Annotated in this window: 24 protein-coding genes and 1 pseudogene; 10 read left to right on the forward strand and 15 right to left on the reverse strand. The window is 71.6% G+C overall.

Going from position 1 to position 25,712, the window contains the following annotated elements:
- Both pcaH and ACZ5SK_RS22595 read right to left on the reverse strand, forming a co-directional pair.
- On the reverse strand, window positions 1-774 hold the full coding sequence (gene pcaH, locus ACZ5SK_RS22590; protein WP_334575336.1) for a protocatechuate 3,4-dioxygenase subunit beta: 774 nt from the start codon (window positions 772-774) through the stop codon (window positions 1-3).
- 92 nt (window positions 775-866) lie between these two features.
- Window positions 867-1,145, reverse strand: a pseudogene (locus ACZ5SK_RS22595) (thiolase family protein); the annotation flags it as partial.
- A 203-nt stretch (window positions 1,146-1,348) separates the two neighbouring features.
- Here ACZ5SK_RS22595 and ACZ5SK_RS22600 point away from each other — a divergent pair.
- A complete protein-coding gene (locus tag ACZ5SK_RS22600) occupies window positions 1,349-1,813 on the forward strand; it encodes a MarR family winged helix-turn-helix transcriptional regulator (protein WP_334575334.1) in 465 nt (154 codons plus the stop codon).
- A gap of 3 nt (window positions 1,814-1,816) precedes the next feature.
- Here ACZ5SK_RS22600 and ACZ5SK_RS22605 read toward each other — a convergent pair whose 3' ends face one another.
- Window positions 1,817-2,845: a DUF3048 domain-containing protein gene (locus ACZ5SK_RS22605; RefSeq protein ID WP_334575332.1), complete on the reverse strand. Its 1,029-nt coding sequence runs from the start codon at window positions 2,843-2,845 to the stop codon at window positions 1,817-1,819.
- Between the two features lie 177 nt (window positions 2,846-3,022).
- Here ACZ5SK_RS22605 and ACZ5SK_RS22610 point away from each other — a divergent pair, with 177 nt between their 5' ends.
- Window positions 3,023-4,213 carry a zinc-dependent alcohol dehydrogenase gene (locus ACZ5SK_RS22610; RefSeq protein WP_334575331.1) on the forward strand — a complete coding sequence of 397 codons (1,191 nt, stop codon included), beginning with the start codon at window positions 3,023-3,025 and terminating at the stop codon, window positions 4,211-4,213.
- A gap of 10 nt (window positions 4,214-4,223) precedes the next feature.
- On the opposite strand, the gene ACZ5SK_RS22615 is transcribed toward ACZ5SK_RS22610, so the two are convergent.
- The gene (locus ACZ5SK_RS22615) at window positions 4,224-5,300 is read right to left on the reverse strand and encodes an ATP-dependent DNA ligase (RefSeq protein WP_334575330.1); all 1,077 of its coding nucleotides are present in this window, start codon (window positions 5,298-5,300) and stop codon (window positions 4,224-4,226) included.
- A 204-nt stretch (window positions 5,301-5,504) separates the two neighbouring features.
- Complete coding sequence (locus ACZ5SK_RS22620) at window positions 5,505-6,113, reverse strand: TetR/AcrR family transcriptional regulator (RefSeq protein ID WP_334575329.1); 609 nt, start codon at window positions 6,111-6,113, stop codon at window positions 5,505-5,507.
- A 100-nt stretch (window positions 6,114-6,213) separates the two neighbouring features.
- On the opposite strand from ACZ5SK_RS22620, the gene ACZ5SK_RS22625 reads away from it, so the two are divergent.
- From ACZ5SK_RS22625 to ACZ5SK_RS22655, 7 genes are read left to right on the forward strand one after another with little or no spacing between them, the layout of a single operon-like run.
- Window positions 6,214-8,613 (forward strand): xanthine dehydrogenase family protein molybdopterin-binding subunit, encoded by a 2,400-nt coding sequence (locus ACZ5SK_RS22625; RefSeq protein ID WP_334575327.1) that lies wholly within the window; start codon window positions 6,214-6,216, stop codon window positions 8,611-8,613.
- Window positions 8,610-9,488, forward strand: coding sequence for an FAD binding domain-containing protein (locus ACZ5SK_RS22630; RefSeq protein ID WP_334575326.1), 879 nt, complete (start codon window positions 8,610-8,612; stop codon window positions 9,486-9,488). The genes ACZ5SK_RS22625 and ACZ5SK_RS22630 overlap by 4 nt, the downstream gene beginning before the upstream one ends.
- Window positions 9,481-9,978, forward strand: coding sequence for a (2Fe-2S)-binding protein (locus ACZ5SK_RS22635; protein WP_334575325.1), 498 nt, complete (start codon window positions 9,481-9,483; stop codon window positions 9,976-9,978). The genes ACZ5SK_RS22630 and ACZ5SK_RS22635 overlap by 8 nt, the downstream gene beginning before the upstream one ends.
- Window positions 9,975-10,655 carry an SRPBCC family protein gene (locus ACZ5SK_RS22640; RefSeq protein ID WP_468576524.1) on the forward strand — a complete coding sequence of 227 codons (681 nt, stop codon included), beginning with the start codon at window positions 9,975-9,977 and terminating at the stop codon, window positions 10,653-10,655. Before ACZ5SK_RS22635 ends, ACZ5SK_RS22640 begins: the two co-directional genes overlap by 4 nt.
- 52 nt (window positions 10,656-10,707) lie before the next feature.
- Window positions 10,708-11,544 (forward strand): mycofactocin-coupled SDR family oxidoreductase, encoded by an 837-nt coding sequence (locus ACZ5SK_RS22645; RefSeq protein WP_334575322.1) that lies wholly within the window; start codon window positions 10,708-10,710, stop codon window positions 11,542-11,544.
- Window positions 11,541-12,731: a cytochrome P450 gene (locus ACZ5SK_RS22650; protein WP_334575321.1), complete on the forward strand. Its 1,191-nt coding sequence runs from the start codon at window positions 11,541-11,543 to the stop codon at window positions 12,729-12,731. Before ACZ5SK_RS22645 ends, ACZ5SK_RS22650 begins: the two co-directional genes overlap by 4 nt.
- Before the next feature lie 2 nt (window positions 12,732-12,733).
- On the forward strand, window positions 12,734-12,967 hold the full coding sequence (locus tag ACZ5SK_RS22655; protein ID WP_334575319.1) for a ferredoxin: 234 nt from the start codon (window positions 12,734-12,736) through the stop codon (window positions 12,965-12,967).
- A gap of 217 nt (window positions 12,968-13,184) precedes the next feature.
- On the opposite strand, the gene mftF is transcribed toward ACZ5SK_RS22655, so the two are convergent.
- The 6 genes from mftF to mftA are packed head-to-tail and all read right to left on the reverse strand — an operon-like array spanning window position 13,185 to window position 18,292.
- Entirely contained in the window at window positions 13,185-14,642 is a 1,458-nt protein-coding gene (mftF, locus tag ACZ5SK_RS22660; RefSeq protein ID WP_334575318.1) for a mycofactocin biosynthesis glycosyltransferase MftF, read from the reverse strand.
- The gene (mftE, locus tag ACZ5SK_RS22665) at window positions 14,639-15,340 is read right to left on the reverse strand and encodes a mycofactocin biosynthesis peptidyl-dipeptidase MftE (RefSeq protein ID WP_334575317.1); all 702 of its coding nucleotides are present in this window, start codon (window positions 15,338-15,340) and stop codon (window positions 14,639-14,641) included. The genes mftF and mftE overlap by 4 nt, the downstream gene beginning before the upstream one ends.
- 1 nt (window position 15,341) lies before the next feature.
- Window positions 15,342-16,553 (reverse strand): pre-mycofactocin synthase MftD, encoded by a 1,212-nt coding sequence (mftD, locus tag ACZ5SK_RS22670; protein WP_457494013.1) that lies wholly within the window; start codon window positions 16,551-16,553, stop codon window positions 15,342-15,344.
- Window positions 16,554-16,573: 20 nt separating this feature from the next.
- Window positions 16,574-17,776 carry a mycofactocin radical SAM maturase gene (mftC, locus tag ACZ5SK_RS22675; protein ID WP_334575314.1) on the reverse strand — a complete coding sequence of 401 codons (1,203 nt, stop codon included), beginning with the start codon at window positions 17,774-17,776 and terminating at the stop codon, window positions 16,574-16,576.
- Window positions 17,777-17,792: 16 nt separating this feature from the next.
- A complete protein-coding gene (gene mftB / locus ACZ5SK_RS22680) occupies window positions 17,793-18,143 on the reverse strand; it encodes a mycofactocin biosynthesis chaperone MftB (protein ID WP_457494014.1) in 351 nt (116 codons plus the stop codon).
- The gene (gene mftA, locus ACZ5SK_RS22685) at window positions 18,143-18,292 is read right to left on the reverse strand and encodes a mycofactocin precursor MftA (RefSeq protein WP_334575311.1); all 150 of its coding nucleotides are present in this window, start codon (window positions 18,290-18,292) and stop codon (window positions 18,143-18,145) included. The genes mftB and mftA overlap by 1 nt, the downstream gene beginning before the upstream one ends.
- Before the next feature lie 89 nt (window positions 18,293-18,381).
- Between mftA and mftG the strand changes: the two genes are divergently transcribed.
- Window positions 18,382-19,911 (forward strand): mycofactocin dehydrogenase MftG, encoded by a 1,530-nt coding sequence (gene mftG, locus ACZ5SK_RS22690; RefSeq protein ID WP_334575310.1) that lies wholly within the window; start codon window positions 18,382-18,384, stop codon window positions 19,909-19,911.
- A 390-nt stretch (window positions 19,912-20,301) separates the two neighbouring features.
- On the opposite strand, the gene ACZ5SK_RS22695 is transcribed toward mftG, so the two are convergent.
- From ACZ5SK_RS22695 to ACZ5SK_RS22710, 4 genes are all read right to left on the reverse strand, one after another.
- Window positions 20,302-22,107 carry a family 43 glycosylhydrolase gene (locus tag ACZ5SK_RS22695; protein WP_457494015.1) on the reverse strand — a complete coding sequence of 602 codons (1,806 nt, stop codon included), beginning with the start codon at window positions 22,105-22,107 and terminating at the stop codon, window positions 20,302-20,304.
- A 76-nt stretch (window positions 22,108-22,183) separates the two neighbouring features.
- Window positions 22,184-23,008, reverse strand: a complete 825-nt coding sequence (locus ACZ5SK_RS22700) for an ATP-binding cassette domain-containing protein (protein ID WP_457494016.1) — start codon at window positions 23,006-23,008, stop codon at window positions 22,184-22,186.
- Entirely contained in the window at window positions 23,005-24,765 is a 1,761-nt protein-coding gene (locus ACZ5SK_RS22705; RefSeq protein WP_334575306.1) for a dipeptide/oligopeptide/nickel ABC transporter permease/ATP-binding protein, read from the reverse strand. Before ACZ5SK_RS22705 ends, ACZ5SK_RS22700 begins: the two co-directional genes overlap by 4 nt.
- Window positions 24,762-25,706, reverse strand: a complete 945-nt coding sequence (locus ACZ5SK_RS22710; RefSeq protein ID WP_361701962.1) for an ABC transporter permease — start codon at window positions 25,704-25,706, stop codon at window positions 24,762-24,764. Before ACZ5SK_RS22710 ends, ACZ5SK_RS22705 begins: the two co-directional genes overlap by 4 nt.
- Between the last annotated feature and the right edge of the window lie 6 nt (window positions 25,707-25,712).

Here is a 25,712-nt window from a genome sequence, read left to right on the forward strand (position 1 = left end):
TCAGCGCCCTTCTTCGAGCCAGGTGGCGTGCGGGCCGTCGAGCACGATGTCCCAGTGGTAGCCCATTGAGAACTCCGGCACCGACAGACTGTGGTCGTAGGTCGCGACCAGCCGCTGCCGGGCCGCGTCGTCCGTCACCGACTGGATGATCGGGTCGTACGGGAACAGCGGGTCGCTCGGGAAGTACATCTGCGTCACGAGCCGCTGGGTGAACGCCGTGCCGAACAGCGAGAAGTGGATGTGGGCCGGCCGCCAGGCGTTGACGTGCTGACGCCAGGGGTAGGGGCCCGGCTGGACGGTGGTGAAACGGTAGAAACCGTTGTCGTCGCTCAGGGTGCGGCCGACGCCCGTGAAGTTCGGGTCCAGCGGGGCGTCGTGCTGCTCGCGCTGGTGCGCATAGCGGCCGGCCGAGTTGGCCTGCCAGATCTCGACCAGCTGGCCGCGGACCGGACGCCCGTCGCGGTCCAGCAACCGGCCGGAAACCGTGATCCGTTCACCGATCGGCTCGCCGTGGTGGTGCCGGGTGAGGTCGTTGTCGATCTCGGTGATGTCCCGCTCGCCGAAGGCGGGGGAGGCCAGCTCCACCAGCTCCGGGTCCTTGCTGACGTCGATCGCGACGGGCGGCTGCTTGGGGTGGCGCAGGACGGAGGAACGGTACGGCGCGTAGTCGCGGCGCGGCTGGTGCTCGACGGGAGCGCCGTCGGCGCGCCGCTTCTCGTACGCGGCGTGCTCGGCCGCGATCTCCTGGTCGATGTCGGCTTGAGTGAGAGTCATGGCGTTTCCTGGGTTCCTTGTCGTTCGAGGACGAGGGCGAGGCCCTGGCCCACGCCGATGCGCGGGACGGCGACCCCGACGCCGCCACCCCGACGGGCGAGCGGCTCGCGGCCGGTGGTCCGCAGTCCCTCCTTGTCCACGAGCAGCAGGGCGGCGGCGCCGTCGGTCGGCGGCGAGGCGTTGCCGGCCGTCACCGTCCCGTCCTCGATCCCGAACGACGGCCTGAGCTTCGCCCTCGCCTCCGGCGAGGCGTCCGCCCGGACGCAGTCGCCGGCGTCGAAGGGGCCCGCCGTCTGCGCCGCGGCGGCCTCGCGGTGACCGGACAGGGCGAGCTCGTCCCCGTGGGCGTTGCCGACATCGGCCACCGCCTCCAGGGCCGTGGCGACCGCCTTGTCCATCCGTGCAGCCTCATCTCTGCGAATTAATCAGCGCACTGAGTATTCCAGCGAGATGCCTCACGCTGCCATCGGCGCGCGAAACCGTCAAGGCCTCGCTGGACGACGATCGCTCGCGAGCCGCACTGGACACCGGGTATTGTTCAGTGCACCGACTAATTCGGACAGTGGGAGTGCACATGGCCGCGTTGGACCTCACGACCCACCCCGGGCATCTGGCCCGGCGGCTGCAGCAGGCGCACTACCTCCTGTGGAACACGATGGTCTCCGAGGACACCACATCGCCGCAGTTCGCGGTCCTGAACGCGCTCGTCGCCGAGCCGGGACTGGACCAGCGCACCGTGGGGGAGCGGGTCGGTCTCGACCGGTCGACCATCGCCGAGGTCATCAGCCGGCTCGGCCGCCGCGGGCTGCTGGACAAGGTGCGCGACCCGCAGGACGGCCGCCGTTTCCTGCTGCGCCTCACCGACGACGGCCTGCGCACCCACCGCAAGCTGGCCGTGCGCACGGCCCGGATGAACCAGGTCTTCCTCGCGCCGCTCTCCGCCGAGGAACAGGGCCAGTTCTTCGACCTCATCCGCAGGGTCTCGGACGCGGCGGAAGGGCTGCGCAACCCGGCGGAGCCCGTCATCGCCCGGAACTGACGTCTACGGTGCCTTCACGAACACGACCCACACCTGGCCCTCGGCGAAAGCGACGGGCTTTCCGTCGTCGGCGGTGAAGTCCGTGCCGTCCGTGGCCGTCGCCCGCTTCCAGTTCACGTCGAAGACGCGTCCGTCGCGCAGCACCTCGGCCTTGCCCGCCCCCACCGTCTCGGTGTACGGCGTGTTGTTGCCGAGGAAGTCGTGGAAACGCGACGCGCGCACCGTCACGTGCTGCACCACCACCGTGGCCGGCGCCACCGGCTGCCCGGCGGCCGTCACACTCGGTGTGCCGTCCATCGAGACCAGCCAGCGTGCCCGGCTCGCGGACCAGGTGAAGGTGAAGCGAGCCGCCGGATAGCGCACGGTCTGCGAGTGCTCCGCCCTGCCGCCGGCGGGCGCGGCGCCGTGACGGAAGCCCGTGGTCAGCGCGGCGGCGCCCGGCGCGGCGGGCAGCAGCCGGCTCGGACGCAGGTACAGGTTGTGCGGAGCGGCGCGGTCCGTGCCGCGGTAGTAGGCGCCGGACGCCTTCTCGGGTGTGACGGCGTCCAGCGGCGCCCGGTCGATCAGCGGCAGCAGCTTGCCCTGCGCCCCGGAGAACGCCAGCACCGGCCGGTCGAACTGACGGAGCAGCTCCAGATCGGACTCGCGGGCGCTGCGCACCGGTCCGACGGCCGCCGGCAGCCTCGTCGCGTACACGGCCATCAGCCGGCTCAGCCCGCCCTCGACCTGTTCGGCGTACACGACGTCCGCCGCGTCGAGGCCGGTCTGCGGTCGGGCGCCCGGCGCGTTGTCGATCTTCACGGCGAGCACCGAGCCGGTGCCGGGGCCGGTCGGCCCGGGGCTCTGCGACGCGCTCCGGCCGTCGTCGGGCCGGGAGGTCTCGCGGGAGGAGGTGCAGCCCGCGGCGAGCGAGACCGTCAGGGCGGCGGCCAGCGCCGCTGCCGACAGCGCGACGGCGGCCGGCGGCCGGACGCGCCCCGCGCGCCGCCCCGTGCGCCGCCCCGTGCGTCTCGAACGACTCGTGTCCGTCATGGGCACCCCCGTTCCCTGTCTTGATTGTGCGCTCATCCGTTCGACAGTGGCCATCCGTGACCGTGACCGACGGCCACGGCGGTTCGGGACCGGGCGACCGGGTACCCGGGCCGCAGCCGGGACCCGGGGCCCCCGGACCCGCCGGGACGGACCGGCCGGCGGAGGGAGCGCGGCACGATGAAGGCAGTGACCTGGCAGGGCAAGCGCGACGTACGGGTGGACACCGTGCCCGACCCGACGATCCAGGAACCGACGGACGCCGTCATCCGCATCACGTCCAGCGGCCTGTGCGGCTCCGATCTGCACCTGTACGAGGTGCTCACCCCGTTCATGACCCCGGGCGACATCCTCGGCCACGAGCCCATGGGCATCGTCGAGGCGGTCGGCGCCGGGGTGCCCGACCTCAAGGCCGGCGACCGGGTGGTGGTGCCGTTCCAGATCGCCTGCGGCAACTGCTGGATGTGCCTGAACGCGCTGCCCACCCAGTGCGAGACCACCCAGGTCACCGGCGAGGGGATGGGCGCCGCCCTGTTCGGCTACACCCGCCTCTACGGCGCGGTGCCCGGCGCCCAGGCCGAGTATCTGCGCGTGCCACAGGCCCAGTTCGGGCCCATCAAGGTGCCCGAGGGGCCGCCCGACGACCGTTACGTCTACCTCTCCGACGTCCTGCCCACCGCCTGGCAGGCGGTCGCCTACGCGGACGTCCCGCAGGGCGGCAGCGTCGCCGTGTTCGGCCTCGGCCCCATCGGCGACATGGCCTGCCGGGTCGCCCAGGTGCGCGGCGCGGGCCGGGTCTTCGGCATCGACCTGGTGGGCGACCGGCTGCGCCGGGCCCGCGCGCGGGGCGTCGAGACGTACGACCTCAGGAACTTCGACAGCGAGAAGGAGCTGGTCACCGCGATCCGCGACGAGACCGACGGCCGTGGCCCCGACGCCGTGATCGACGCCGTCGGCACCGAGGCACACGGCAGCGCGGCCGCTCGCATGATCCAGAACGCCTCCGCCCTGCTGCCGCGGAAACTGAGCGGACCGCTTGCGGAACGTTTCAGCGTCGACCGCCTGGCCGCCCTGCACACCGCCATCGAGCTGGTGCGTCGCGGCGGGACCCTCTCCCTGGTCGGCGTCTACGGCGGCACGGCCGACCCGCTGCCGATGCTCACCCTGTTCGACAAGCAGCTCCAGATCCGCATGGGCCAGGCCAATGTGCGCCGCTGGAGCGACGACATCCTGCCGTACCTCACCGACGAGGACCCCCTCGGCGTCGACGACTTCGCCACCCACCGCCTGCCGCTCGAGGACGCCCCGCACGCGTACGAGATGTTCCAGCGCAAGCAGGACGGCGCGGTGAAGGTCCTGATGACGCCGTGAGCCGGTCTGCTCAACTCCTCGGCGGCGGCCCGAGGATCTCCGACAGGTCGTAGCGCACCGGTTCCTCCAACTGCGCGTACGTGCAGCTCTTAGGGGTGCGGTCCGGACGCCAGCGGCGGAAGCGGGCCGTGTGCCGGAACCGTGCCCCGTTCTCCATGTGGTCGTACGCCACCTCGGCCACCCGTTCGGGCCGCAGCGGCACCCAGGACAGGTCCTTCTTGCCCGACCAGCGGCTCGGCGCCCCCGGCAGCCGGGCCGTCTCGTGCGCCGCCTCCTGCGACCAGGCCGCCCACGGATGGCCCGCCGCGTCCTCCATGCGCAGCGGCTCCAGCTCCTCGACCAGCTCCGCACGGCGTTTCATCGGGAACGCGGCGGACACGCCGACGTGCTGCAGCGCGCCCCGGTCGTCGTACAGGCCCAACAGCAGCGAGCCCACGATCGGCCCGCTCTTGTGGAAGCGGTATCCGGCGACCACGACGTCCGCGGTGCGCTCGTGCTTGACCTTGAACATGGCACGCTCGTCCTGGAGGTAACGCAGGGTGAGCGGTTTGGCGATCACGCCGTCCAGGCCCGCGCCCTCGTACTCCTCGAACCACTGCCGGGCCACCTCGACGTCGGTCGTCGCCGGCGCCACGTGCACGGGTGCGGTGACCCCGGCCAGCGCCCTGGTCAGCAGCTCGCGCCGGTCGCTCAGGGGCACGTCGAGCAGCGCCTTGTCGGCCAGCGCCAGAAGGTCGAAGGCGACGAAGGACGCCGGGGTCCGCTCGGCCAGCGTGCGCACCCGGGAGTCCGCCGGGTGGATGCGCTCCGTGAGCGCGTCGAAGTCGAGCCGGCCCTCCCGCGCGATAACGATCTCCCCGTCCAGCACACAGCGCTCCGGCACCCGCTCCCGCAGCGCCTCCACCAGCTCGGGGAAATACCTGGTAAGCGGTTTCCCGGTACGGCTGCCCAGCTCGACCTCGTCCCCGTCGCGGAACGCGATCGCCCGGAAGCCGTCCCACTTCGCCTCGTACTGCATGCCCGGCGGAATCGCCGTCACCGACTTGGCGAGCATCGGCTTCACGGGTGGCATCACCGGCAGATCCATGCTCCTAATCTACTCGGCGTCCAGAGGGCCGCCGAATCGTCCATGGAGTCCGGAGAACGCAGGTCGCATGCACTCCGACCTGCGCTCTTCCTCAGGACGCGTGCTCTGCCGAGGGCTCCTGAGCCCAAGTCGGCCGCTCACTCCCTGCGGACGCGCCGGCGGGAGTTGGGGGGACGGAAGCCGCCGGGGCGGGACTGAGGTCGCTCACGTTCCAGGTGCCACGGCGGGCGCGGAGGCACCCTCGTAACGCTGGAGGAACTGCTCCACGAAGGCGAGGACCTCCGCGTGCCTGGTCGACATTCCCATGGTGTTCTCCATCATGAGTACGCGGCCGAGCGCGTTGGTCAGCATGAGCAGCACGGCCGGGGACACCTCGGGCGGTAGCTCGACGCCTGTTTCCGTGAGCCTGCGGGTGAGGGCCTCCAGCTGAGCCTCGCGGTAGCGCTCCGCATGGAAGGCGAGCTCGGCGCGGATGGTCTTGCGGTGGTTGGCCAGGGCGGTGAACTCCGTGGTCAGTGCATTGCCGGGGTGGCTGGTGAGCTTCCACAGGGCCCGCAGGGGCTGGGGACCGTCGAACGCGCGGGCCGTCCGTTTCAACTCGTCCTCCGCGCGCCGCCGCAGCATGGCGAGGAAGAGGTCGTCGAGCGTGCGGAAGTAGTACAGGACGAGAGCCGGGGCCACGTCGGCCTCGCGCGCCACCCGCCGTACGCCGACGGCCGCGTACCCCTCCTTGAGCATCAGCTGCTCCGCGGTGTCGAGCAGGAGCAGGCGGGTCTTGGAGTTCTCGGTTCCCATTCGGCGGGGCGCAGTCATGCCGTCATTGTGCTTGACGGTCTCGAAGCGTGGGTGTTAAACAGTCGTTCAGCGCACTCGGTTAAACACTCGTTCAGCGCTTGATCGGAGGGCCATCCCGGTGGCACGAACCGACGACGAGACCACCTCTGCCGACCTTCCCCCGGCTGTCCGCTCCGCTCGGGCAGGAGAGACCCCCTACACGGGCACCCGCACCCTTCGAGTCGAGGACTCACGACTCCTGACCGGAACCGGCACCTTCGTCGACGACGTGGTACGCCCGGGCATGCTGCACGCCTGCTTCGTCCGCAGCCCGATGGCGCGGGCCCGCATCGTGGGCATCGACGTGTCCGAGGCACTCGAACTCGACGGCGTTCACGCCGTGTTCGTCGCACGGGACATCAACCCCGGTGTCCGGGAGCAGTGGTACACACTGAACGGACGGGACGACCCGGACACCCCCCGCCCGCCGCTCGCGGAGGACGAGGTGCGCTTCGTGGGGGACCCGGTGGCCATGGTGGTGGCCACGGACCGCTACCTCGCCGAGGACGCGGCCGAGTCGGTCGTCGTCGACTACGACCCGCTGCCACCCGTCGTCGACTACGCGACGGCCCTCGACTCCACCGAGTCGGTACACGCGGACCGGCCCGACAACCTCGTCGGCCGGCTCGGCGGGCGCCCCATGGCGGACCTCGAACCCGTCTTCGAGGCCGCGCCGCACGTCGTCAGCCAGACCGTGTACCAGCAGTCGCACGGTCCGGTCCCGATGGAGACCCGCGGGATCGTCGCCGAATGGGCGGCGGCCGGCAAGGAGATGACGATCTGGGCCGCGACCCAGTCCCCGCACGAGGTCCGGTCCTTCTGCGCTCGCCTGCTCGGTGTCGCCGAGCACCGGGTGCGGGTCGTGATGCGGGACACCGGCGGCGGGTTCGGACAGAAGGTGCTGCCGCAGCGCGAGGACATGTGCGTGATGCTGGCGGCCGCGAGACTTCCCGCCGCGGTCAAGTGGATCGAGGACCGTCAGGAGCACCTCCTCGCCGCCGGTCAGGCACGCCACGAGCATGGCGAGGCACGGATGGCCTTCGACGAGGACGGCAGGATCCTGGCCGCCACCCTGGATCACGTCCAGGACGCCGGCGCCTACCCGACGCCGTCGCCCGTACAGAGTGGCATCGCCGTCGGCATGCTGTTCCCCGGCCCGTACCGGATCCCGCAGGGCACGTTCTCGTCGCGGTTCGTGTTCTCCAACACCAGCGGGCGGGTGGCCTATCGCGGTCCCTGGCAGTACGAGTCGATGGCGCGTGAGGTCCTCCTCGACACCGCTGCGCGCCGACTGGGCCTGGACCCGGTCGAGTTACGGCGCCGCAACATGCTGAGCCGCGACGAACTTCCCACCGCGAACTTCAACGGCATGCCGTACGACCACATCTCCCCCCGCGAGACCTTCGAGCAGGCACTGGAGATGCTCGACTACGAGGCCTTCCGCCGCGAACAGGAGCGGGCCCGCGAGCAGGGGCGTTACCTGGGCGTCGGCACGTGCACGTACGTCGAACCGACCGCGGGTGCCACCCCGTTCCACGCCACCGAGGGCGCGACCATCCGGATCGAGCCCTCCGGCAAGGTGAACGTGTACGTCGCCGGAGGCTCGTGCGGCAACAGCCTGGAGACCACGGTCGTCCAGCTGACCGCCGACGCGCTCGGCGCCGCCATCGAGGATGTGAGCACCATCCAGGGCGACACGGCGGTCACCCCGTTCGGCAGCGGTACCGGGGGCAGCCGGTCGGGGTCCATGACGGCGGGCGCGATCGCCGAGACCGCCGGCGTGCTGCGTGAGCGGATCCACGCGATCGCCGCGCACCGGCTCCAGGTCCCGGTCGACGACATCGAGTTCGTACGCGGCCGGGCGTCGGTGAAGGGCGGCGGGGCCGAGGCCGGGCTGACCCTCGCCGAGATCGCCGACATCGCCTACTTCCAGGTCCACACCCTCCCGCCGGGCGTGCCGGCCGGGCTGGAGGCCAGCGGCCGCTACCACACCCCGCATCTGATGATCTGGGCCAACGCGACGCACCTGTGCACCTGCGAGGTCGACGTGGTGACCGGAGAGGTGAAGCTGCTGAGGTACATCGTCAGCGAGGACTGCGGCCCGATGATCAACCCGAGTGTGGTGGAGGGGCAGATCTTCGGGGGCACCGTCCAGGGCATCGGCGGCGCTCTCTACGAGCACCTGGCCCACGACGAGGACGGCAACCCCGTCGCGACCACGTTCATGGACTACCTGCTGCCCACGGCCACCGAGGTGCCGGTCATCGAGGTGGGGCACATCGAGACGCCCAGCCCGGGGCCCGGTGGCTACAAGGGAGTCGGAGAGGGCGGCGCGATCGGCTCCGCGCCGGCCGTCGTGAACGCGGTCGCCGACGCTCTCGCGCCGTTCGGCGCCCGCATCAGCCGGTTGCCGTTGGCGCCGTCGGAGATCGTCGAACTCGTCGAGGAAGCCCGGACGGGGCAGGCGGTGACCACGTGAAGCCCGCATCCTTCGAATATCACGCGCCGTCCGGCGCGGACGAGGCGGTCGCACTGCTGGCGGAGTACGGAGACGAGGCGAAGGCCATCGCGGGAGGGCAGAGTCTCGTTCCCATGCTGGCGCTGCGGCTCGCGGCCTTCGGGCATCTCGTCGATCTGCGCCGCCTGGACGAGCTGCGGGGCATCGAGCGTCGCGCCGACGGGTCGGTGTGGGTCGGGGCCGGCACCACACAGGCGACGGTCCAGCGCTCGGACGGGATACGCGCCGCGGTCCCGCTCCTCGCCCGGGCCACCCCCCTCATCGGCCACTTCCAGATCCGCAGCCGCGGCACCGTGGGCGGCTCACTCGCCCACGCCGACTCCGCTGCCGAATACCCGGCGGTGGCACTGACCTTGGACGCCGAAGTGCAGACCCTGTCGCCACGGGGCCGTCGCACCATCCCGGCAGCGGCCTTCCTCACCGGCGTGTGGAGCACGGCACTGGCCGAGGACGAGCTGCTGACCGGAGTCACCTTCCCGCCCTGGAACGGCCGTTGTGGCTTCGCCATCGAGGAGTTCGCCCGCAGGAGCGGGGACTTCGCCATCGCCGGGGCCACCGTCGCGCTCCGGCTGGGGGCCGACGGGCGCCTCGACCGGTGTGCCATCGGCCTGTTCGGACTGGGCCCGACCGCCTCCAGGGCCCGGCCCACGGAGACGGCACTCCTCGGCTCCGAACCCGCCGAAGCCGACGCCGACGAGATCGGGCGGTCCGCGACCACCGGCCTAGACGCCGTCCCCCGCGATCTGCACGGGTCGGCTTCCTACCGCACCCGCGTGGGCGCCGCCATGGTCGCCCGCGCCTGGCGACGCGCCGTACAGGAGGCACTCCATGGCTGACCTGGGCACCGCCGACATCCGGGTACGAGTCAACGGCAGCATGCGCCGGGAGACCGTACGGCCTCGGCTCACCCTCGCCGACTTCCTCCGGGTGAACTGCGCACTGACCGGTACACACCTCGGCTGTGAACACGGCGTCTGCGGCGCGTGCACGGTGCTGCTCGACGGCGAGGCCGTCCGCGCCTGCCTGGTGTTCGCCGTGCAGGCCGACGACGCGGAGGTGACCACCATCGAGGGGCTCGCCGCGCCGGACGGCGAACTCTCCGCCGTCCAGGCCGCGTTCCGCGAGCACCACGGCCTGCAGTGCGGGTTCTGCACACCGGGCTTCGTGGTGTCGGTCACCGCGTTCCTGGCCGAGAACCCCAAGCCCACCGACGAGGAGATCCGCGAGGCCCTGACCGGGAACCTGTGCCGCTGCACCGGCTACCAGGGAATCGTGAACGCCGTCCGGGCCGCCGCCGACAAGTCCGTGACGGAGGATTCGGCATGAGGCTGGACAACACGCTCAGCATCCCCGTGGCGGTGGAGGACGCCTGGCGGGTGCTCCTCGACGTCGAGCGGGTCGCCCCCTGTGTTCCCGGGGCGAGCCTCACCTCCAGCGACGGCGACGAACACCACGGCAGGATCAAGGTCAAGCTGGGGCCCATCGGCCTCACCTACAGCGGCACCGTCACGTTCCTGTCGCGGGACGAGCAGGCCAAGGTCGTGGTCCTGGAGGCGGGCGGCAGGGAGGCACGCGGCAACGGGACCGCGAAGGCCCTGGTCACCTGCCGCCTGACCGACGCCGGCGGCGACCGTACCGACGTACACGTGGAGACCGAACTCAACGTCACGGGCAAGCCGGCCCAGTTCGGCCGCGGCACGCTCGCCGAAGTGTCCGGTGCGCTGATGGCGCGGTTCGCCGAAAACCTCGCCGCCGAGTTGGCCACGGACTCCCCTGGGACCACGCCCGGTGCAACGCGGCCGGTCACCGGGGACGCCCCCCTCACATCCGCCCCCCTCACATTTGCCTCCCTCACACCCGGCCCACGCAGTCCCGCCGCCCCGCTCGACCTCATCGACGCGACCGGCGCGGGAGCACTCAGGCGTGTCGCGCCGATCGCGGCCGCCGCCGCCCTGCTGCTCCTCGCCCTCGGTCTGCGTGGCCGACGACGGCACCACCGGTGACCGGAACCCCAGGCCACTGTGCTCATGCCCTTCAACCAGGAACGAGGTCACCATGCCCGGACGAGTCGAAGGAAAAGTCGCTTTCATCACCGGCGCGGCACGCGGTCAGGGACGCAGCCACGCGATCCGCCTTGCCGAGGAGGGCGCCGACATCATCGCCGTCGACGTCTGCAAGCAACTCGACGGCGTGACGTTCCCCATGTCGACGCCGGCGGACCTGGAAGAGACGGTCAACCGGGTGCAGAAGCTGGGACGGCGCATCATCGCCGTACAGGCGGACGTCCGCGACCACGACGCGCTCAAGGCGGCCGTCGACGACGGTGTCGCCGAGTTGGGGCGCCTGGACATCGTCGTGGCCAACGCGGGCCTCGGCAGCGACGGCGGGCGACTCGACACCATGAGCGAGAAGACCTGGCGGGACATGATCGACGTCAACCTGACCGGAGTATGGCTCACCACCAAGGTCTCGACGCCGCACGTCGTCGCGGGGGGCCGGGGCGGCTCGGTCATCCTGACCAGTTCCGTCGGCGGCCTGCGCGGCCACGCGAACATCGGTCACTACATCGCCGCCAAGCACGGGGTGGTGGGGCTGATGCGCACACTGGCCTGGGAGTTGGGCGAGCACAACATCCGGGTCAACTCGATCCACCCCACCCAGGTCAACACACCGATGGTCATGCACGACGACACCTACCGGATGTTCCGTCCCGACCTGGAGAACCCCACGGTCGACGACTTCGCCGCGGTGTCGCAGCAGATGCACATCCTGCCCACGCCATGGGTCGAGCCGCTCGACATCAGCAACGGAGTCCTCTACCTCGCCTCCGACGAAGGCCGCTTCGTCACCGGAACCACCCTGACCGTCGACGCGGGAGCCATGCTCAAATGACCACCACCACACCCGTCTACTGGGACCCCTTCGACCCCGCACTCGCCCAGGACCCCTACCCCGTCTACGCCCGGCTGCGCGAAGAAGCACCCCTCTACCACAACGGCGAGCACGACTTCTTCGCGGTCTCCCGCTTCGCCGACTGCCAGCGCGGCCTCGCCGACTGGCAGACCTACTCCTCCGCGAAGGGCGACATCCTGGAGATCATCCAGGCGAACATGGAGATGCCCTCGGGCACCCTCATCTTCGAGGATCCGCCCGTCCACGACATCCACCGTCGGCTGCTCGCCCGCGTCTTCACGCCGCGCCGCATCGCCCAGCTGGAGCCGCGGATACGGGCCTTCTGCAAGCAGGTGCTCGAACCGGTCGCCGATGCCGAACGCTTCGACCTGGTCGAGGCCGTCGGCGCCGAGATGCCGATGCGGGTGATCGGCATGCTCCTTGGCATCCCGGAAGCCGACCAGCCGGCCTTCCGCGACCAGACCGACGCCACGTTGGAGACGTCGGACGGCGGCAGGATCAACCACGAGGACATCCTGAGCACCGAAGGGTTCCGCGCGTACATCGACTGGCGCAAGGAACACCCCTCGGACGACCTGATGACCGAGCTCATGACCGCCGAGTTCGAGGACGAGAACGGGGTCCGGCGCACCCTCACCGACGACGAGGTGCTCACCTACTGCTCGGTGGTCGCCGGCGCCGGGAACGAGACGACGGGACGGCTCATCGGCTGGTTCGGTGCCGTGATGGCCCGCTACCCCGAGGCGCGCCGGGAACTCGTGGCCGACCCGTCCCTCATACCGAACGCCATCGAGGAGATCCTGCGCTTCGAGCCGACCGGTCCGTTCACCGCGCGCCTTGTGACCAAGGACGTGGAACTGCACGGCCGCACGGTGCCGGCAGGCAGTGCCATGCTCTTCATCCAGGCCGCCGCGAACCGGGATCCCGAGCGCTTCCCCGACCCGGACCGGTTCGACATCCACCGGGTCACCCAGCACATGTCGTTCGGCGTCGGCGCGCACTACTGCCTGGGCGCGGCGCTGGCCCGTCTGGAGGGCAAGGTGGCGGCGGAGGAGATACTGAGGCGCTTCCCGCACTGGGAGGTGGACTGGGACGGCGCGGAACTGGCCCAGACCTCGACCGTACGCGGCTGGAAGACGCTGCCGCTCGTCGTCCGGGGAGCCTGACGATGCCGGATCGCTGGAACGTCACGGTCGACCCACGGGTCTGCGTCCGTACAGGCCTGTGCGCGGCCTCCGCGCCGAACGACTTCGAACTCGACGAGCGGGGGCAGGGCCGAGCGGTCGCCGCGACCGTGCCCGCCTCGGAGGAGATCCTCGAAGTCGCCGAGTCCTGCCCGATCGAGGCGATCTCGATCGCCGACTCGGACACCGGAGCGCCGGTCTTTCCGCCGCCGGACTGAGCTCCCCCGTGGCGCGGGGCCGTCAGGGCGCGACGGCTCCGCGCGGCCGGTGCCGGGTGGCCGAGGGGTGATCCGCCGGGCCACCCGCCACGGCGTCGGTCCACTCACCACCGCGGGCCGTATCGGCCGACTCGGCACCGCGCCGCCCCGGCCCACTCGCCACCGCGTCGACCCGCGTCACCTCCCCTCCGTCAACCGGCGGGCAGACGCGGGAAGTTCACGCCCGTGCGCGACGGGGCTCGCCGCCCCGCAGGAACGGCAGGCGCACGTCCGGCAACAGCGGTGCGAGCGACCGGTGGTGCCAGGCCGACGCGGTCACACCCGTGCCGTAGGCCAGGTCGTCGAGGCACCTCAGAGCCGTCCACCGCACGAGATCCAGGGCGGGGCCGCGCGTGGCCCACTCCGCGACGAGCGGAGCGAGCATGGCCGCCGACGCCACGCGGGCGGTCCGGCCACACGGCGCCATACCCAGACACAGCATCCCCAGCGGCCACCACTCACGGCGCAGCGCGAGCCCCAGCGCGGCTGTGTCGGCCACCAGGCCCTGTGCCACCACGGACACGCTCAGTCCCGTCGCACCCGGCGTCCCCGACAGGCGACGTCGCAGCAGCGCCGTGGTCAGCAGCGCGCTCGCGACCGCCGGACGAGGACGCCCCCGGGCGGCGCAGGCCAGCGTGAGGAGGTTCCAGGCGGAGGGACGGGCCGGTGCCAGCCGACCGGGGTGACGGTCGGCAAGCGAGGCCGCCGACGTGCCGTACTCGTGACGGCGTAGCGCCCAGTCACGCACGCCGAGCCGGGGCGTGTGGGCGACACGGGCCCGCGGCTGGTAGCGCACATGCAGTCCGCGATCGTGCAGCCGCCATACGAGATCGACGTCCTCACCGAGGCGCAGATCCTCGTCGAACGCGACATCGCGCAGCACGTCCGTGCGGACGAGGAGCGTGGCGGTCGGCACGAAGCCGAGCCGCGCGCCGGGACGCACCAGCGCCTGGTCCTGCCCCAGATCGAGGGCGGAACGGGCGGCCTCGTAGCGGGCGAGCAGACCGCTCGGGCGAGCCGGGACCGCCGGCACGATCCGCGGAGCGACGGCCGCCACCTTCGGGTCGTCGAAGGACGGAACGAGGACATCGAGCCAGCCGTCCTCCGGGCGGCAGTCGGAGTCGACGAACGCGACCAGCGGCGTACGGACCAGTGCCAGACCGGTGTTGCGGGCGGCCGCCGGGCCGCGATTGGTGCCATGACGCACCAGGCGCGCCCCATGGGATTCGACGACCGCGCCGAGCGGCGCGGGGTCGGGCGAGCCGTCGTCCACGACGATGACCGGCAGGCCCCGCAGCGAGGCGAGGCAGCGGTCCAGTTCCGACGGCCGTCCGAACGCCGGGACCACCACCGTCACCGGGTGCGGGCCCGGCCGGGGCGCGGGTACCGGGTGGGCGAGCCCCCGGTCGAGCAGTTGCCGGGCCAGGGCACGCCCCACCGCCGTGTCGGGGGCCAGGCCTGCCCGCCCGGCGCGGCGCAGAGCGGCGAGATGGGGGAGCGCGGCCTTCGTGAGGCGGGCGACTCCCCACGGCGCGCCCCCCGTCAGCACCCGCCCTCCTGCCCTGAAGGAGACGGCGCGGTCGAGCGTGACCGGCAGCCCGTGCGGCACCGACCTCGACGGCGAACCCGTGTTCATCGAACCATCCTTCCCCGGTCGTCGACCTGCCAGGCCGCGATACGGCCGGCCACGTCCGACACCAACTCCCGCATCAGCCTGCGTCCTTGGTCCGCGCTCGCGCCGGTCGGATCGCCCAGCACGCCGGTGGGCGACACCGCGCGGACACCGCCCGCCCGCAACGCGGGCATGATCGCCGAGAGGGGGCGGCGGTCCCCGGGGACGGCACGTCGCATGAGTACCTGTTCCGGCGCGAGGTGCAGCAGCAGCGACGTCTCCGTGACACCGGCGTGGGCGTCGCCGCCGGGGACGAAGCACCCGGTCCAGCCGGCGTCGTGCCCCTCGCCGCGCAGCGCGCCGACGACCGTGTCGAGCGTCTCGTTGTTGCCGCCATGCCCGTTGACCAACGCGATCCGGCCGGCCCACACCGCCAGGGAACGCACCGTCTCGACGAGCACCGCCCGCAGGGCCTCGTGCCCCAGGGAGACGGTGCCGGGGAAGTCCGCGTGCTCTCCGCTCGCCCCGTAGGGGATCGCCGGCGCGACGAGCGCCGTGCCGGTCAGGAGACCGGCGGCGCCCTCCGCGACGGCTCGTGCGATCACGGTGTCGGTGGACAGGGGCAGGTGCGGGCCGTGCTGTTCGGTCGAGCCGAGGGGCACCAGGACGAGGGCGTCGTACGGAATGTCGGGCCAGGGCAGGCGCGCGAACCGGTCGGGCACCTCAGCGCTCCGGTGCCGGACCGCCGCCGAGGGTCACGGCGAAGCCGGGCGGCACGTGCAGGTCCTGTGGGCACAGCTCGTGGACCGAGGAGCGGCCGAGCCCCAGGACCGCGGAGTCCAGGCCCGTGCGCAGGATGTCGAGGACGTTCTCCACTCCCGCCTGGCCGTTCGCGGCCAGGCCCCACAGGTAGGCGCGGCCGATGAGCACGGCGCGTGCGCCCAGGGCGAGTGCCTTGGCGACGTCGCCGCCGCGCCGCACTCCGCCGTCGAGCAGCACCTCGATCTCGTCCCCGACCGCCTCGGCGATCGCGGGCAACAGGCGGATGGTCGCGGGCGTGGTGTCCAGGTTGTTGCCGCCGTGGTTGGACACCGAGATCGCGTCCACTCCCGCGTCGACGGCCCGCCGCGCGTCGTCGACGCGGCACACCCCCTTCAGCAGGAACGGCCCGTCCCACTCCTCGCGGAGCCATTTGACGTCGTCCCACGTCGGCGGCGGGGTCCCCATCCACTCCCCGTACGCCCCGAAGAACGTCGGCGCCGCCCCGCCCGGCGCCCGCAGGTTGGGCACGGTCAGGTCCGGTACACCGCCGGAGCGCGCGAACCGCCACAGCCAGCCCGGCCGGGTGAGGACCTGGGGTGCCATCCGCAGGGCGGTCGGCACGTCGATCCGCTCCGGGATCACCGGGCTGCCCCAGTCGCGGCCCTGTGAGAACGACCAGTCCAGCGTGGCGACGAGTGCCTTGGCCCCGGCCCGGCGCGCCCGTTCCATCCGCTGCAGCAGCACCTCGCGCTCGCCGCTCCAGTAGAGCTGGAAGAACACGTTCGGATGGGCCGCGCAGACGTCCTCCACGGGCTTGCTCGCGAACGAGCTCAGCCCCATGATCACGCCCCGGTTCGCCGCGGCACGGGCGACGGCGAGCTCTCCCTCCGGATCGACCGCCTGCACGCCTGTGGGGGAGACGAGCACCGGGAAGGAGGTCTCCACCCCCAGGACGGTGGTGGCCAGTTCACGGCGGCCGTGGTGTCCGGCCACCCGCGGGGCGAAGCCGAGATCGGCGAAGGCCGCGGTGTTGTCGTCGACCGTCCGGCCACGCTCGGATCCGGCCAGCAGAGCGCCGTACACGCTGTTCGGCAGCCGCTTCCTGGCCCGCCGCCGGGCTTCGGCGACCGTCTCGAACCACGGGTTCCTGCGCAGGGAGTCGAGGGGGTTCACGCGGGTGCTCCTCGGGGGCTTCAGGGACGGAACCCGGACAGGGGGCTCTCGTCGCAGGCCGATACGGGGGGTTCGGGCGGCCGACGGGTGAGAGGGACCAGCACGGGCCGGGAGTGGTCCGCGCCCGGCCGCGGCAGGTGCGCGCGGTCGGCGGGCCGCTGTGCCAGCAACTCCTCGCCGAAGCCGCGTACGCACTCGGGGTCCGGCCCGTCGAGCGGCAGACCCGTGAAGAACTTGGCGGCCATGCAGCCGCCCTTGCAGGTGTCGTAGAAGCCGCACGACCGGCACGCGCCCCCGGTCTGCGGCGCGCGCAGCCGTTGGAAGAGGGGCGACGAGTGCCAGACACCGGCGAAGCCGCCCGGTTCCCGTACGTTCCCGGCGAGGAACTCGTCGTGGATCGCGAACGGGCACGCGTACACGTCACCGACCGGGTCGATCAGACACACCACCCGCCCGGCCCCGCACAGATTGAGGCCGGGCAGCGAACGTCCGTACGCGGACAGGTGGAAGAACGAGTCCCCGGTCAGCACCGAGTCACCGTGGCCGAGCAGCCATGTGTACAACTCCCGCTGCTGGTCCGCCGTGGGACGCAGTTCGTCCCAGACATCGGCGCCGCGCCCGGACGGCCGCAGCCGGGTCAGGCGCAACTGCGCGCCGTAGCGGTCCGCGAGGGCCTTGAAGTCGTCGATCTGGGGAATGTTGTGCCGGGTGCAGACGACGGACAGTTTGACGCCGCGCAGCCCGGCGTCGGCGAGCCGGCTCAGGGCGCGTACGGCCGTCGCGTACGAACCCGGCCCGCGCAGCGCGTCGTTGACCTCGGCCGTCGCGCCGTCGAGTGAGACCTGGACGTCGACGTAGTCGTTCGCGGCGAGCCGCCGCGCGGCGTCAGGAGTGATGCGCACACCGTTGGTGGAGAACTTCACGCCCACGTGGTGCGCGGTGGCGTAGTCGAGCAGTTCCCAGAAGTCCGGGCGCACGGTCGGTTCCCCGCCGCCGAGGTTGACGTAGAAGACCTGCATGGCCTCCAGTTCGTCGAGGACGGCCTTGGCCTCCGCCGTGGTCAGCTCACGAGGGTCGCGCCGCCCCGAACTGGACAGGCAGTGCGCGCACGCCAGGTTGCAGGCGTACGTCAGCTCCCACGTGAGGCAGATGGGCGCATCGAGGCCCGCCTCGAACAGCTCTGTGAGGCGCGGCCGTTGGGAGTTCACAGGGGCGGAGCTCATGGGACACCGTGGCCCTTCAGGTCGTGACCGGACTGGTTGTCGTGGCGGCCGGACCCGCGGCGATCTCACGCGTGGGTCGTTCGACGAGCATGGAGGTATCCACGAGGGAGGCCAACGCTGCGCTGTACGCGCGCAGTTCACTTGCCGGAACACGGCATTCCTCGCACGCGACTCGTGCCGAGGCGGCTCCGGGCAGACGGCGGACGACCTCGACCAGACGGGGGTCCTTCAGGAACGTCAATCTGCGGGTCCCGAAGTGGTAGAGCAGCGCGCCGAACGGTTCGGGCCGCAACGAGACCTGCGGGTGCAGGGCCCATGCGTGGTCGAGAGCGAGGTCGCTGCCGAGGTCCGGCCCGGGGCCGGGCATCAGTACACGCCGCACATGCCGTCGATGGAGATGTCCTCGATCAACGGGTCGGTGAGGGGCTCCTGGTCCTCCGGGGCGATCTGCGGTGTGCGCTCGGCGTCGGGACCGCTCGCCGGTCCGGCTGCATTCGGTGGACTGGTCTCCGCCATCGGGGGCTCCTGTGTGTCACCATGGATTCTCTGCTTCTCTTCTGAAGAGAATGATATTTCCGTCGAGCGAGGAAGGGAACCCCGGGCCGGTGCGGATTCCCGATGTACTGGTGGTGGGCGCGGGCGGCAGCGGCGCGGTGCTGGCCGCCCGGCTCAGCGAGGACGCGGGCTGTGAGGTCCTGCTCCTGGAGGCCGGACCGGTTCCCCTGCGCGGGTTCCCGGACTCGGCCCTGGACGCGCGCAGGGTCCCGGGCGCGCAGCCGGATCACCCCTACGTCCGTCCCGTCTCCGTACGACTCACCCCGGACCACCCGTACGCCGCTCCCCGGGGCCGGGTCCTGGGCGGTTCCAGCACCGTCAACGGCGGCTACTTCATCCGGGCACGCCGGACCGACTTCGACCGGTGGGCGCGGCGGTCGGGTGACGCGCGCTGGTCGTACGAGCGGGTCCTGCCGTTCCTGCGCGCGATGGAGACCGATCTCGACCACCCGGACGGCCCGCTGCACGGTTCCGGGGGCCCGGTACCGGTGCGGCGCGTCACCCCGGACCATCCGGCCGCGGCCGCGTTCAACGCCGCGGCACGCGAACTGGGGCATCCGGAGGAGGCCGACAAGAACGCGCAGGACCCTCCCGGTTTCGGCCCCGTGCCGACGAACACGCTCGGCGGCCACCGCGTCAACACCGCTCTGGCCTACCTGCTCGGAGCGGCCTACCGGCCGAACCTCACCGTCCGCGGTGGGCACACGGTGCGCTCGGTCCTCATCGAGCGCGGCCGCGCGAGAGCGGTGGTGGCCGAGCACGAGGGGCGGCGCACCGTTGTCCCGGCCGGCGAGATCGTGGTGTGCGCGGGCGCCCTCGTCACGCCCCATCTGCTGCACCTGTCGGGGGTCGGTCCGGCACAGCGGCTCGCCGGCCTCGGCATCCCGGTCGTCGCCGACCTCCCCGCGGTGGGCGCCGCGGTCAGCGACCACCCCCAGGTGGCCGTGACATGGCAGCCCCGGCACCCTCTGGCCGACCCCGAGGGAAGCTGGCTCGGTGGCGCACTGCATCTGGCGTCCTCCCTGGACGGGCAGCGTGCCGGCGACCTCGAAGTCCTCCAGTCCCTCCTGCCGTTGACCGCCCTGACCGCCGGAACCACGTCGGCCGGCCGGGCGCCGTCGCCCCTGTTGGTGTCCGTGGCGGCGCCGCGCAGGAGCGGTGGTCTGCGGACCGTCTCGGCCGACCCGGAGGTCGCGCCACTCGTCGACTACGGCTACCTCGCCGACCCGGTCGACCGGCGCAGGCTGCGTGAGGCGGTCCGGGCGGCGGCGCACCTGGTGGGCACGAGCGCGTTCGGTGAGGTGTGCGCGGGACTGGCCGCCCCGTCCGGCCGGCGCGTACTGGACGACGGCCGCGCCCTTGACCAATGGGTCCGTGCACACCTCGGCACGGCCCAGCACACGTGTGGCACCGTCCCCATGGGGCCGTCGGGCGCGGTCGACGCCCACGGCCGGGTGCACGGCGTCTCAGGCCTGCGGGTGGCGGACACCTCGGTCCTGCCGGACGCCCCCCTGCGCGGGCCCGCCGCGACCGCCGTCCTCGTCGGGGAACTCGCGGCGGACTCCCTGCGCCGTATCTGAGCCGGTCCTCGCCCCTGCCGACGTGTCGCTCAGTCGGGCTTGGCCGCCCACGCCGCCTCCACCGCGTCCGCGACCGCGTCGCCCTTCGCGAAACCGTGGTAGGCGGCGAACTGCAGCACGATCTCGTCCATCTCCACCGGGGCGCTGCCAGACGTGCCCGAACACGAAGTTGAGGATGCCGGGGTGGCGGTACGGCGAGTTCGTCGGTGGGGCGGGGGTGAGGCTGACGTCGATGAACTCCTCCACGCCGCGCTCCATGCGCTTGTCCACGTCGCTCGGGCCGAGTGCGTCGTGCCCCAACGTGGCCCAGGGCGGCGTCTGTTCGCCGCGCAGGTAAGCAGGTCCCCACGAAATCCCCGGTGCGGCGACGCCGTGGATCGGGACGGACGGTCAGACGTGGCGGCTGTCCGGATCGCGGGGGATCCGGGTTGCAGGCACGGATTCACCGGAAGCGATGCCGGTTTCGCCGAACGCGTCGACGGCTACCCAGTACTCCGCATCCGCGTTGAGGGAACGCAGGTCCAGAGCGGTGCGCTCGTACACCAGCCAGCTGTGGTACAGCTTCTGTGGGTGACGGCCGTAGCGGACGTTGTAGCCGATGGCTCCCGGAGCGGCTTCCCACTCGACTCTCGCGGTGCGGTCGTCCACGCGGGCGACCTGAGCGCGCACAGAGGGCGGAGCCTCGCCCTCGCTCGTCCCGAAGACGCGGACACCGCTGACGGCGAAGGCGCCGTCGAACGGCAGCCGGCCGTTGGTCACCCTGACGAATCGGGCTTCCTGGGGCGTGTCGAGCACGATGAAGGCGTGCGGAGCGTCGGTGTCCGTGCCCCGGGAGTCCCGGACGACGGTCCACTCCCGGCCGTCTTCCGAGATCTCGACCAGGGTCTCCGCCGACCGGTGACTCGGAAAGATGCCCCGCCAGGAATGGCCCAGGTCCACTCCGTCCGGAGCGGGAGGGGCGGCGTCGGCCAACTGGTGGTCGGCCAGGTTGATCTGAAGGGCATGGACGGCCTTGGGTGCGCCGAGATCGACCGTGAGGGATTCACCCGGTTCGCTGCCGGCAGCCGCCCACCAGGTGCGGACGTCCTCGTCGACGGCGGAGGCGGGGTCGTGCCCGGGGGCCGAGGACGAGGCGACGGCGTCCGCCTTGTAGGAGAGCAGCATCCAGGCGGGGGGCGTCCACGGGTCGAACGGTGCGTCCGGGACCGTCATCGGGTAGTCGGCGAAGTTCTGGTTGCAGAACAGCACGCCCTCGTCGTCGAAGCCGGCGGGGAAGATCCCCACGCGCCGTTCGAAGATGTCGTTCACAGAGATGCGCATGGTCGCCGCGTGCCACCAGTTTCCGTGCCGGTCCTGAAACGTGCTGCCGTGTCCGGCTCCGGTGATGAAGCCGCCCGGTTTGGACGAGAACGGGCTGTCGAGCGAATAGCTGAAGGGCCCCAGTGGTGACGAGGCCGTGCAGTACCCGTCGGCATAGGTGTTCAGCTGGGTGGCGGGTGCCGCGTACTGCAAGTAGTAGGTGCCGTTGTGCCTGGTCATCCAGGCGCCTTCGATGTACGGGTCGCGGCCCATGGCCAGGGCGGCGAGTCGTTCCCGCTCGGTGCGCGGCGGTACGACGACGTGGTCCTCGCCCAGTTGCTCCCAGCCGCGGGCCTCGACATCGGACGCGATCAGCGGTGCCGGCTCACCGATCGGGATGAAGGCGTCCGAGAGCTGAACCCCGTAAATCGGTGTCTTGTTGTCGCAGCCCCAGTACAGGTACACGGAGTTGTCGGTGTCCTGGAAAAGGTTCGGGTCCCAGAAGGGGAAAGTTCCCGGTGTGACCTCGACGAAGTCGTCGGAAAGGGGGTCGACGCTCCGGAAGAAGGGGCAGTTGTCCTCCTTGCGGGAGGCGCTGACATAGAGCGCTCCGTCGACCTCCCGGACATCCGGCGCGTAGTCGAGGGCCGGCAGCTTGGACGTCGCGCGGTACTCCCACCGTATGAGATCCGCCGAGTGCCAGAAGCCCGCGGACATCGAGACGAACATGTAGTAGCGGTCGCGGTACAGCACGATCGAGGGGTCCGCCGCCTCCCGGTGCACGCTCCGTCGCGGCTCGCCCAGCTTGACGCCTCTGACCGTGCCGGAGAACCGGATGTCCTGATACCGGTAGGCGATGTCGAGCGGATTGCAGAAGACGCGTGCTGGGACGGTCACTTGGGCTCCCTGTCAGCAGGTTCGAAGGTCTTCGGTACTCGGCGGCCGGGCGGAGCCTCCGTGGGCCGCCGACGGTTCACTCGGTCGCGAGGTGTCGCCGCGCCTCGCGACGTCGGCGTTGTTCGGCGGGGTCGGCGACCGGCGCGGCCAGCAGGAGCCGTCGGGTGTAGGGGTGTTCCGGGCTCGTGGTGACCTCGCCCGCCGGTCCGGTCTCGACGATGTCGCCCCGGTGGATGACGCTCACGCGGTGGCTGATGTGCCGGATGACCGCGAGGTCGTGCGAGATGAACAGGTAGGCGACGCCGGTGCGCCGCTGGATGTCGACGAGCAGGTCGAGGACGCGGGCCTGGGTGGTGAGGTCGAGTGCGGAGACGGGTTCGTCGCAGACGATGAGCCGGGGGGCGGGCGCGAGGGCGCGGGCGATCGCGACGCGTTGCCGCTGGCCGCCGCTGAACTCCCGCGGCAGCCGCTGCGAGGCGTCCTTCGGCAGCCCCACCTGGTCGAGCAGCTCCGCGACCCGGCCCCGGGCCTCACCCCGCGCCGTGCCCTGCACGACGAGCGGTTCGCTGAGGATGTCACCGATGGTGAGGGCCGGGTTGAGGGAGGAGTACGGGTCCTGGAACACCACTTGGATGTCCCGGGCCAGGGCACGGCGCTCCTTGCGCCCGACATGGGTGATGTCGGAGTCCCGGAAACGGACCGTGCCGCCGCTGGGGGCCACCAGCCCGAGCACGGAGCGGCCGATGGTCGTCTTGCCGGAGCCCGACTCGCCGACGACGCCCAGGGTCTCGCCCCGCGCCACGGTCAGCGACACACCGTGCAGCACTTCGTGGGGGCGGGCTCGGAAGCCCCGCCCGGGGTAGGTGACGCGCAGGTCGCTCACCTCCAGCAGTGTGGTCATCGGGTCTCCGTTTCGAGTACGTCCGCGGGGGTGGTCGGCGGGTCGGCGCGCAGAGCGGTCTCGTCGAGGATCGAGTCCAGGAGCCCGCGCGTGTACGGGTGCCTCGGCGCCGTGAACAGTTCCTCCGCCGTGCCGGTCTCGACGACCGTGCCCTCCTGCATGACGGCCACGCGACCGCAGATGTCCGCGACCACGCCGAAGTTGTGGGTCACGAGCAGGACCGCCATGTTCAGGTCCTTCTGGAGGTCCCGCAGCAGGTCGAGGATCTCGGCCTGAACGGTGACGTCGAGGGCGGTGGTCGGTTCGTCGGCGATGAGCACGAGAGGCCGGCTGGCGACCGCGCCGGCGATGAGGACGCGCTGTGCCATGCCGCCGGAGATCTGGTGCGGGTAGGCGCGGAAGGTGCGTTCGGGGTCGGGGATGCCGACCCTGGCGAGGAGCGCCAGTACCCGGTCGCGGGCCTCGCTCCTCGGCATGGGTGTCGCCGCGCGCAGGCCCTCGACGAGCTGGGCGCCCACCGTGCACGAGGGGTCCAGGTTGGACATGGGTTCCTGGGGGACGTAGGCGATGGACGTGCCGCGCACCGCCCGCAGTTCGCGCTCGCTCAGGCCGAGCAGCTCGCGGCCGTCGAGCCGGATCGAGCCGCGGACGACCACCGCCTCAGAGGGGAGCACCCCGAGTGCGGCGAAGGCGGTCTGTGTCTTGCCGGAGCCGGATTCGCCGACCAGGCCGAGGGTCTCTCCGGCGGCCAGGCTCAGGGTGACGCCGGTGACGACCTCCTTGAGTTCGCCGGTCGGGGTCGGGTAGGCGATCGCCAGGTCGTCGACGGTGAGCAGTGCGGGGGAACCCGACTCCTCGGCGGCCGGCGGGCGGTACCCGGTGGCGGTCACGATCCTGACCGGCTTGGGACGGCCCCCCTCCAGGGCGTCCCGCAGCGCGTTCCCCAGGAGCACCAGCGAAGCGGTGATGACACCGAGGACGAGGCTCGGCCACAGGAACTGGAGCGGCTCCTCGTACAGGTTGGTGAAGCCCTCGGAGATCATCGCGCCGAAGCTGGGCACGGTGGTCGAACCCACGCCCAGGAAGGCGAGGCCCGACTGGACGGCGATGGAGGAACCGGCGAGGAACGCGGTGGCGATGATCACCGGGCCGCGCACGACGGTGAACACGTGCCGTCGCAGGATGCGCCGGTCGGGCAGTCCGGAGACCCGGGCGGCGTCCACGTACAGCTCGTTCTTCACACCGAGGACGAGGTTGCGTACGAGCCGGTAGATGCCGGGGGAGAGCAGGACGCCGAAGACGACCATGGTGGCCCGGTAGTCGCCCTTGGTGACCGGCATCAGAATGATCAGCAGGAGGAGCCCGGGGAACGTCATGATCAGGCTGAAGAGCCATTCGGTGATGCCGCGGACCCGTCGCCCGAAGTAGCCGCCGACCAGCCCGGATGTGATCCCGATCGCGAGGGCGATGCTCGCGCCGATGAGCGCCGAGACCACGCTGGTGTTGATGGAGAACAGGAGCCTGGCGTAGATGTCGCGTCCGCTCTTGTCCCCGCCGAGCAGGTAGCCGTGGTCGCCGACGCCGGCGTTGACGGCGTCCAGGTTCGCCTGGTTGGCACCGTGGTCGGTGAGGAGAGGCGCGAGGAGCCCGAGCAGGACGACGACGGACAGCAGGCCCGCGCTGACGACGGCCTGCGGGTCGGCGATCAGGCGCCGCAGCGCCGAGCGGCGCCGCCCGGCCGTGTTCGCTGTGGTCAACTGACTGTCCTCGCTTTCGGGTTGAGCCAGCCGCCCAGCAGGTCGACGACGAGGTTGACGACCACGACGAGCAGCACGCCGAAGAGGCTGATGCCCATGATGATCGGCACGTCGCCCTGCAGGGAGGCGTTGAACGCGTACTGGCCGAAGCCCGGCAGGGCGAAGATCTGCTCGATGATCAGGGCGCCGCCGAGCATCTGGATGAACTCCAGGGACAGCACGGTCAGGGCCGGTCCCGCGGCGTTGCGCAGGGCGTGCCGCAGCACGATGGAGCGGGTGGGGATGCCCCGGGTGCGCAGGGTGCGGACGTAGTCCTTGCGCAGTTCGCCGATCATGGCGCCGCGGATCTGCGAGGTCAGACTGGCGACGCCGCCCATCATCAGGGCGACGACAGGGATGGCGATCGAGCTCGCCCAGCGGCTCGGACTCTCCGCGAGGGCGGTGTACCCGGTGGCCGGGAACACATGCAGCTTGATGGCGAACACGTAGACCAGCGCGATGGCGACGAGCAGACTCGGCACGAGGTAGCCGATCATCGCGGCGCCCTGCGCGAACCGGTCGACGGCACCGCCGCGCGCGGCGGCGGCCACTCCGAGCACGACGCTGATGACCGAGGTGGCCAGCAGCGCGACGACCACGATCGACAGGGTGACGCCGAGCCGGGAGGTGAGAGCGGAGCGGACCGGTTCGCTGGTGAAGTACGAGGCTCCCAGGTTCCCCCGGACGGCGTGCCCGAGCCAGTCGGCGTACTGGACCGCGACGGGGCGGTCGAGGCCCATCTGCGCCTTCTGGGCCGCGATCTGCTGCGGGGTGGCGCCGTTGCCGAGGACGCTGCTCGCCACGTCGTCGAAGGACGTGCTGAGCAGCAGGAAGGTGATCATGGTCACCAGGACCGCGAGCACGAGGCCCGCGGTCAGGCGACGCAGCACATAGAGCGTCATGGTGGG

It is taken from the genome of Streptomyces sp. NPDC031474 (assembly GCF_055581185.1).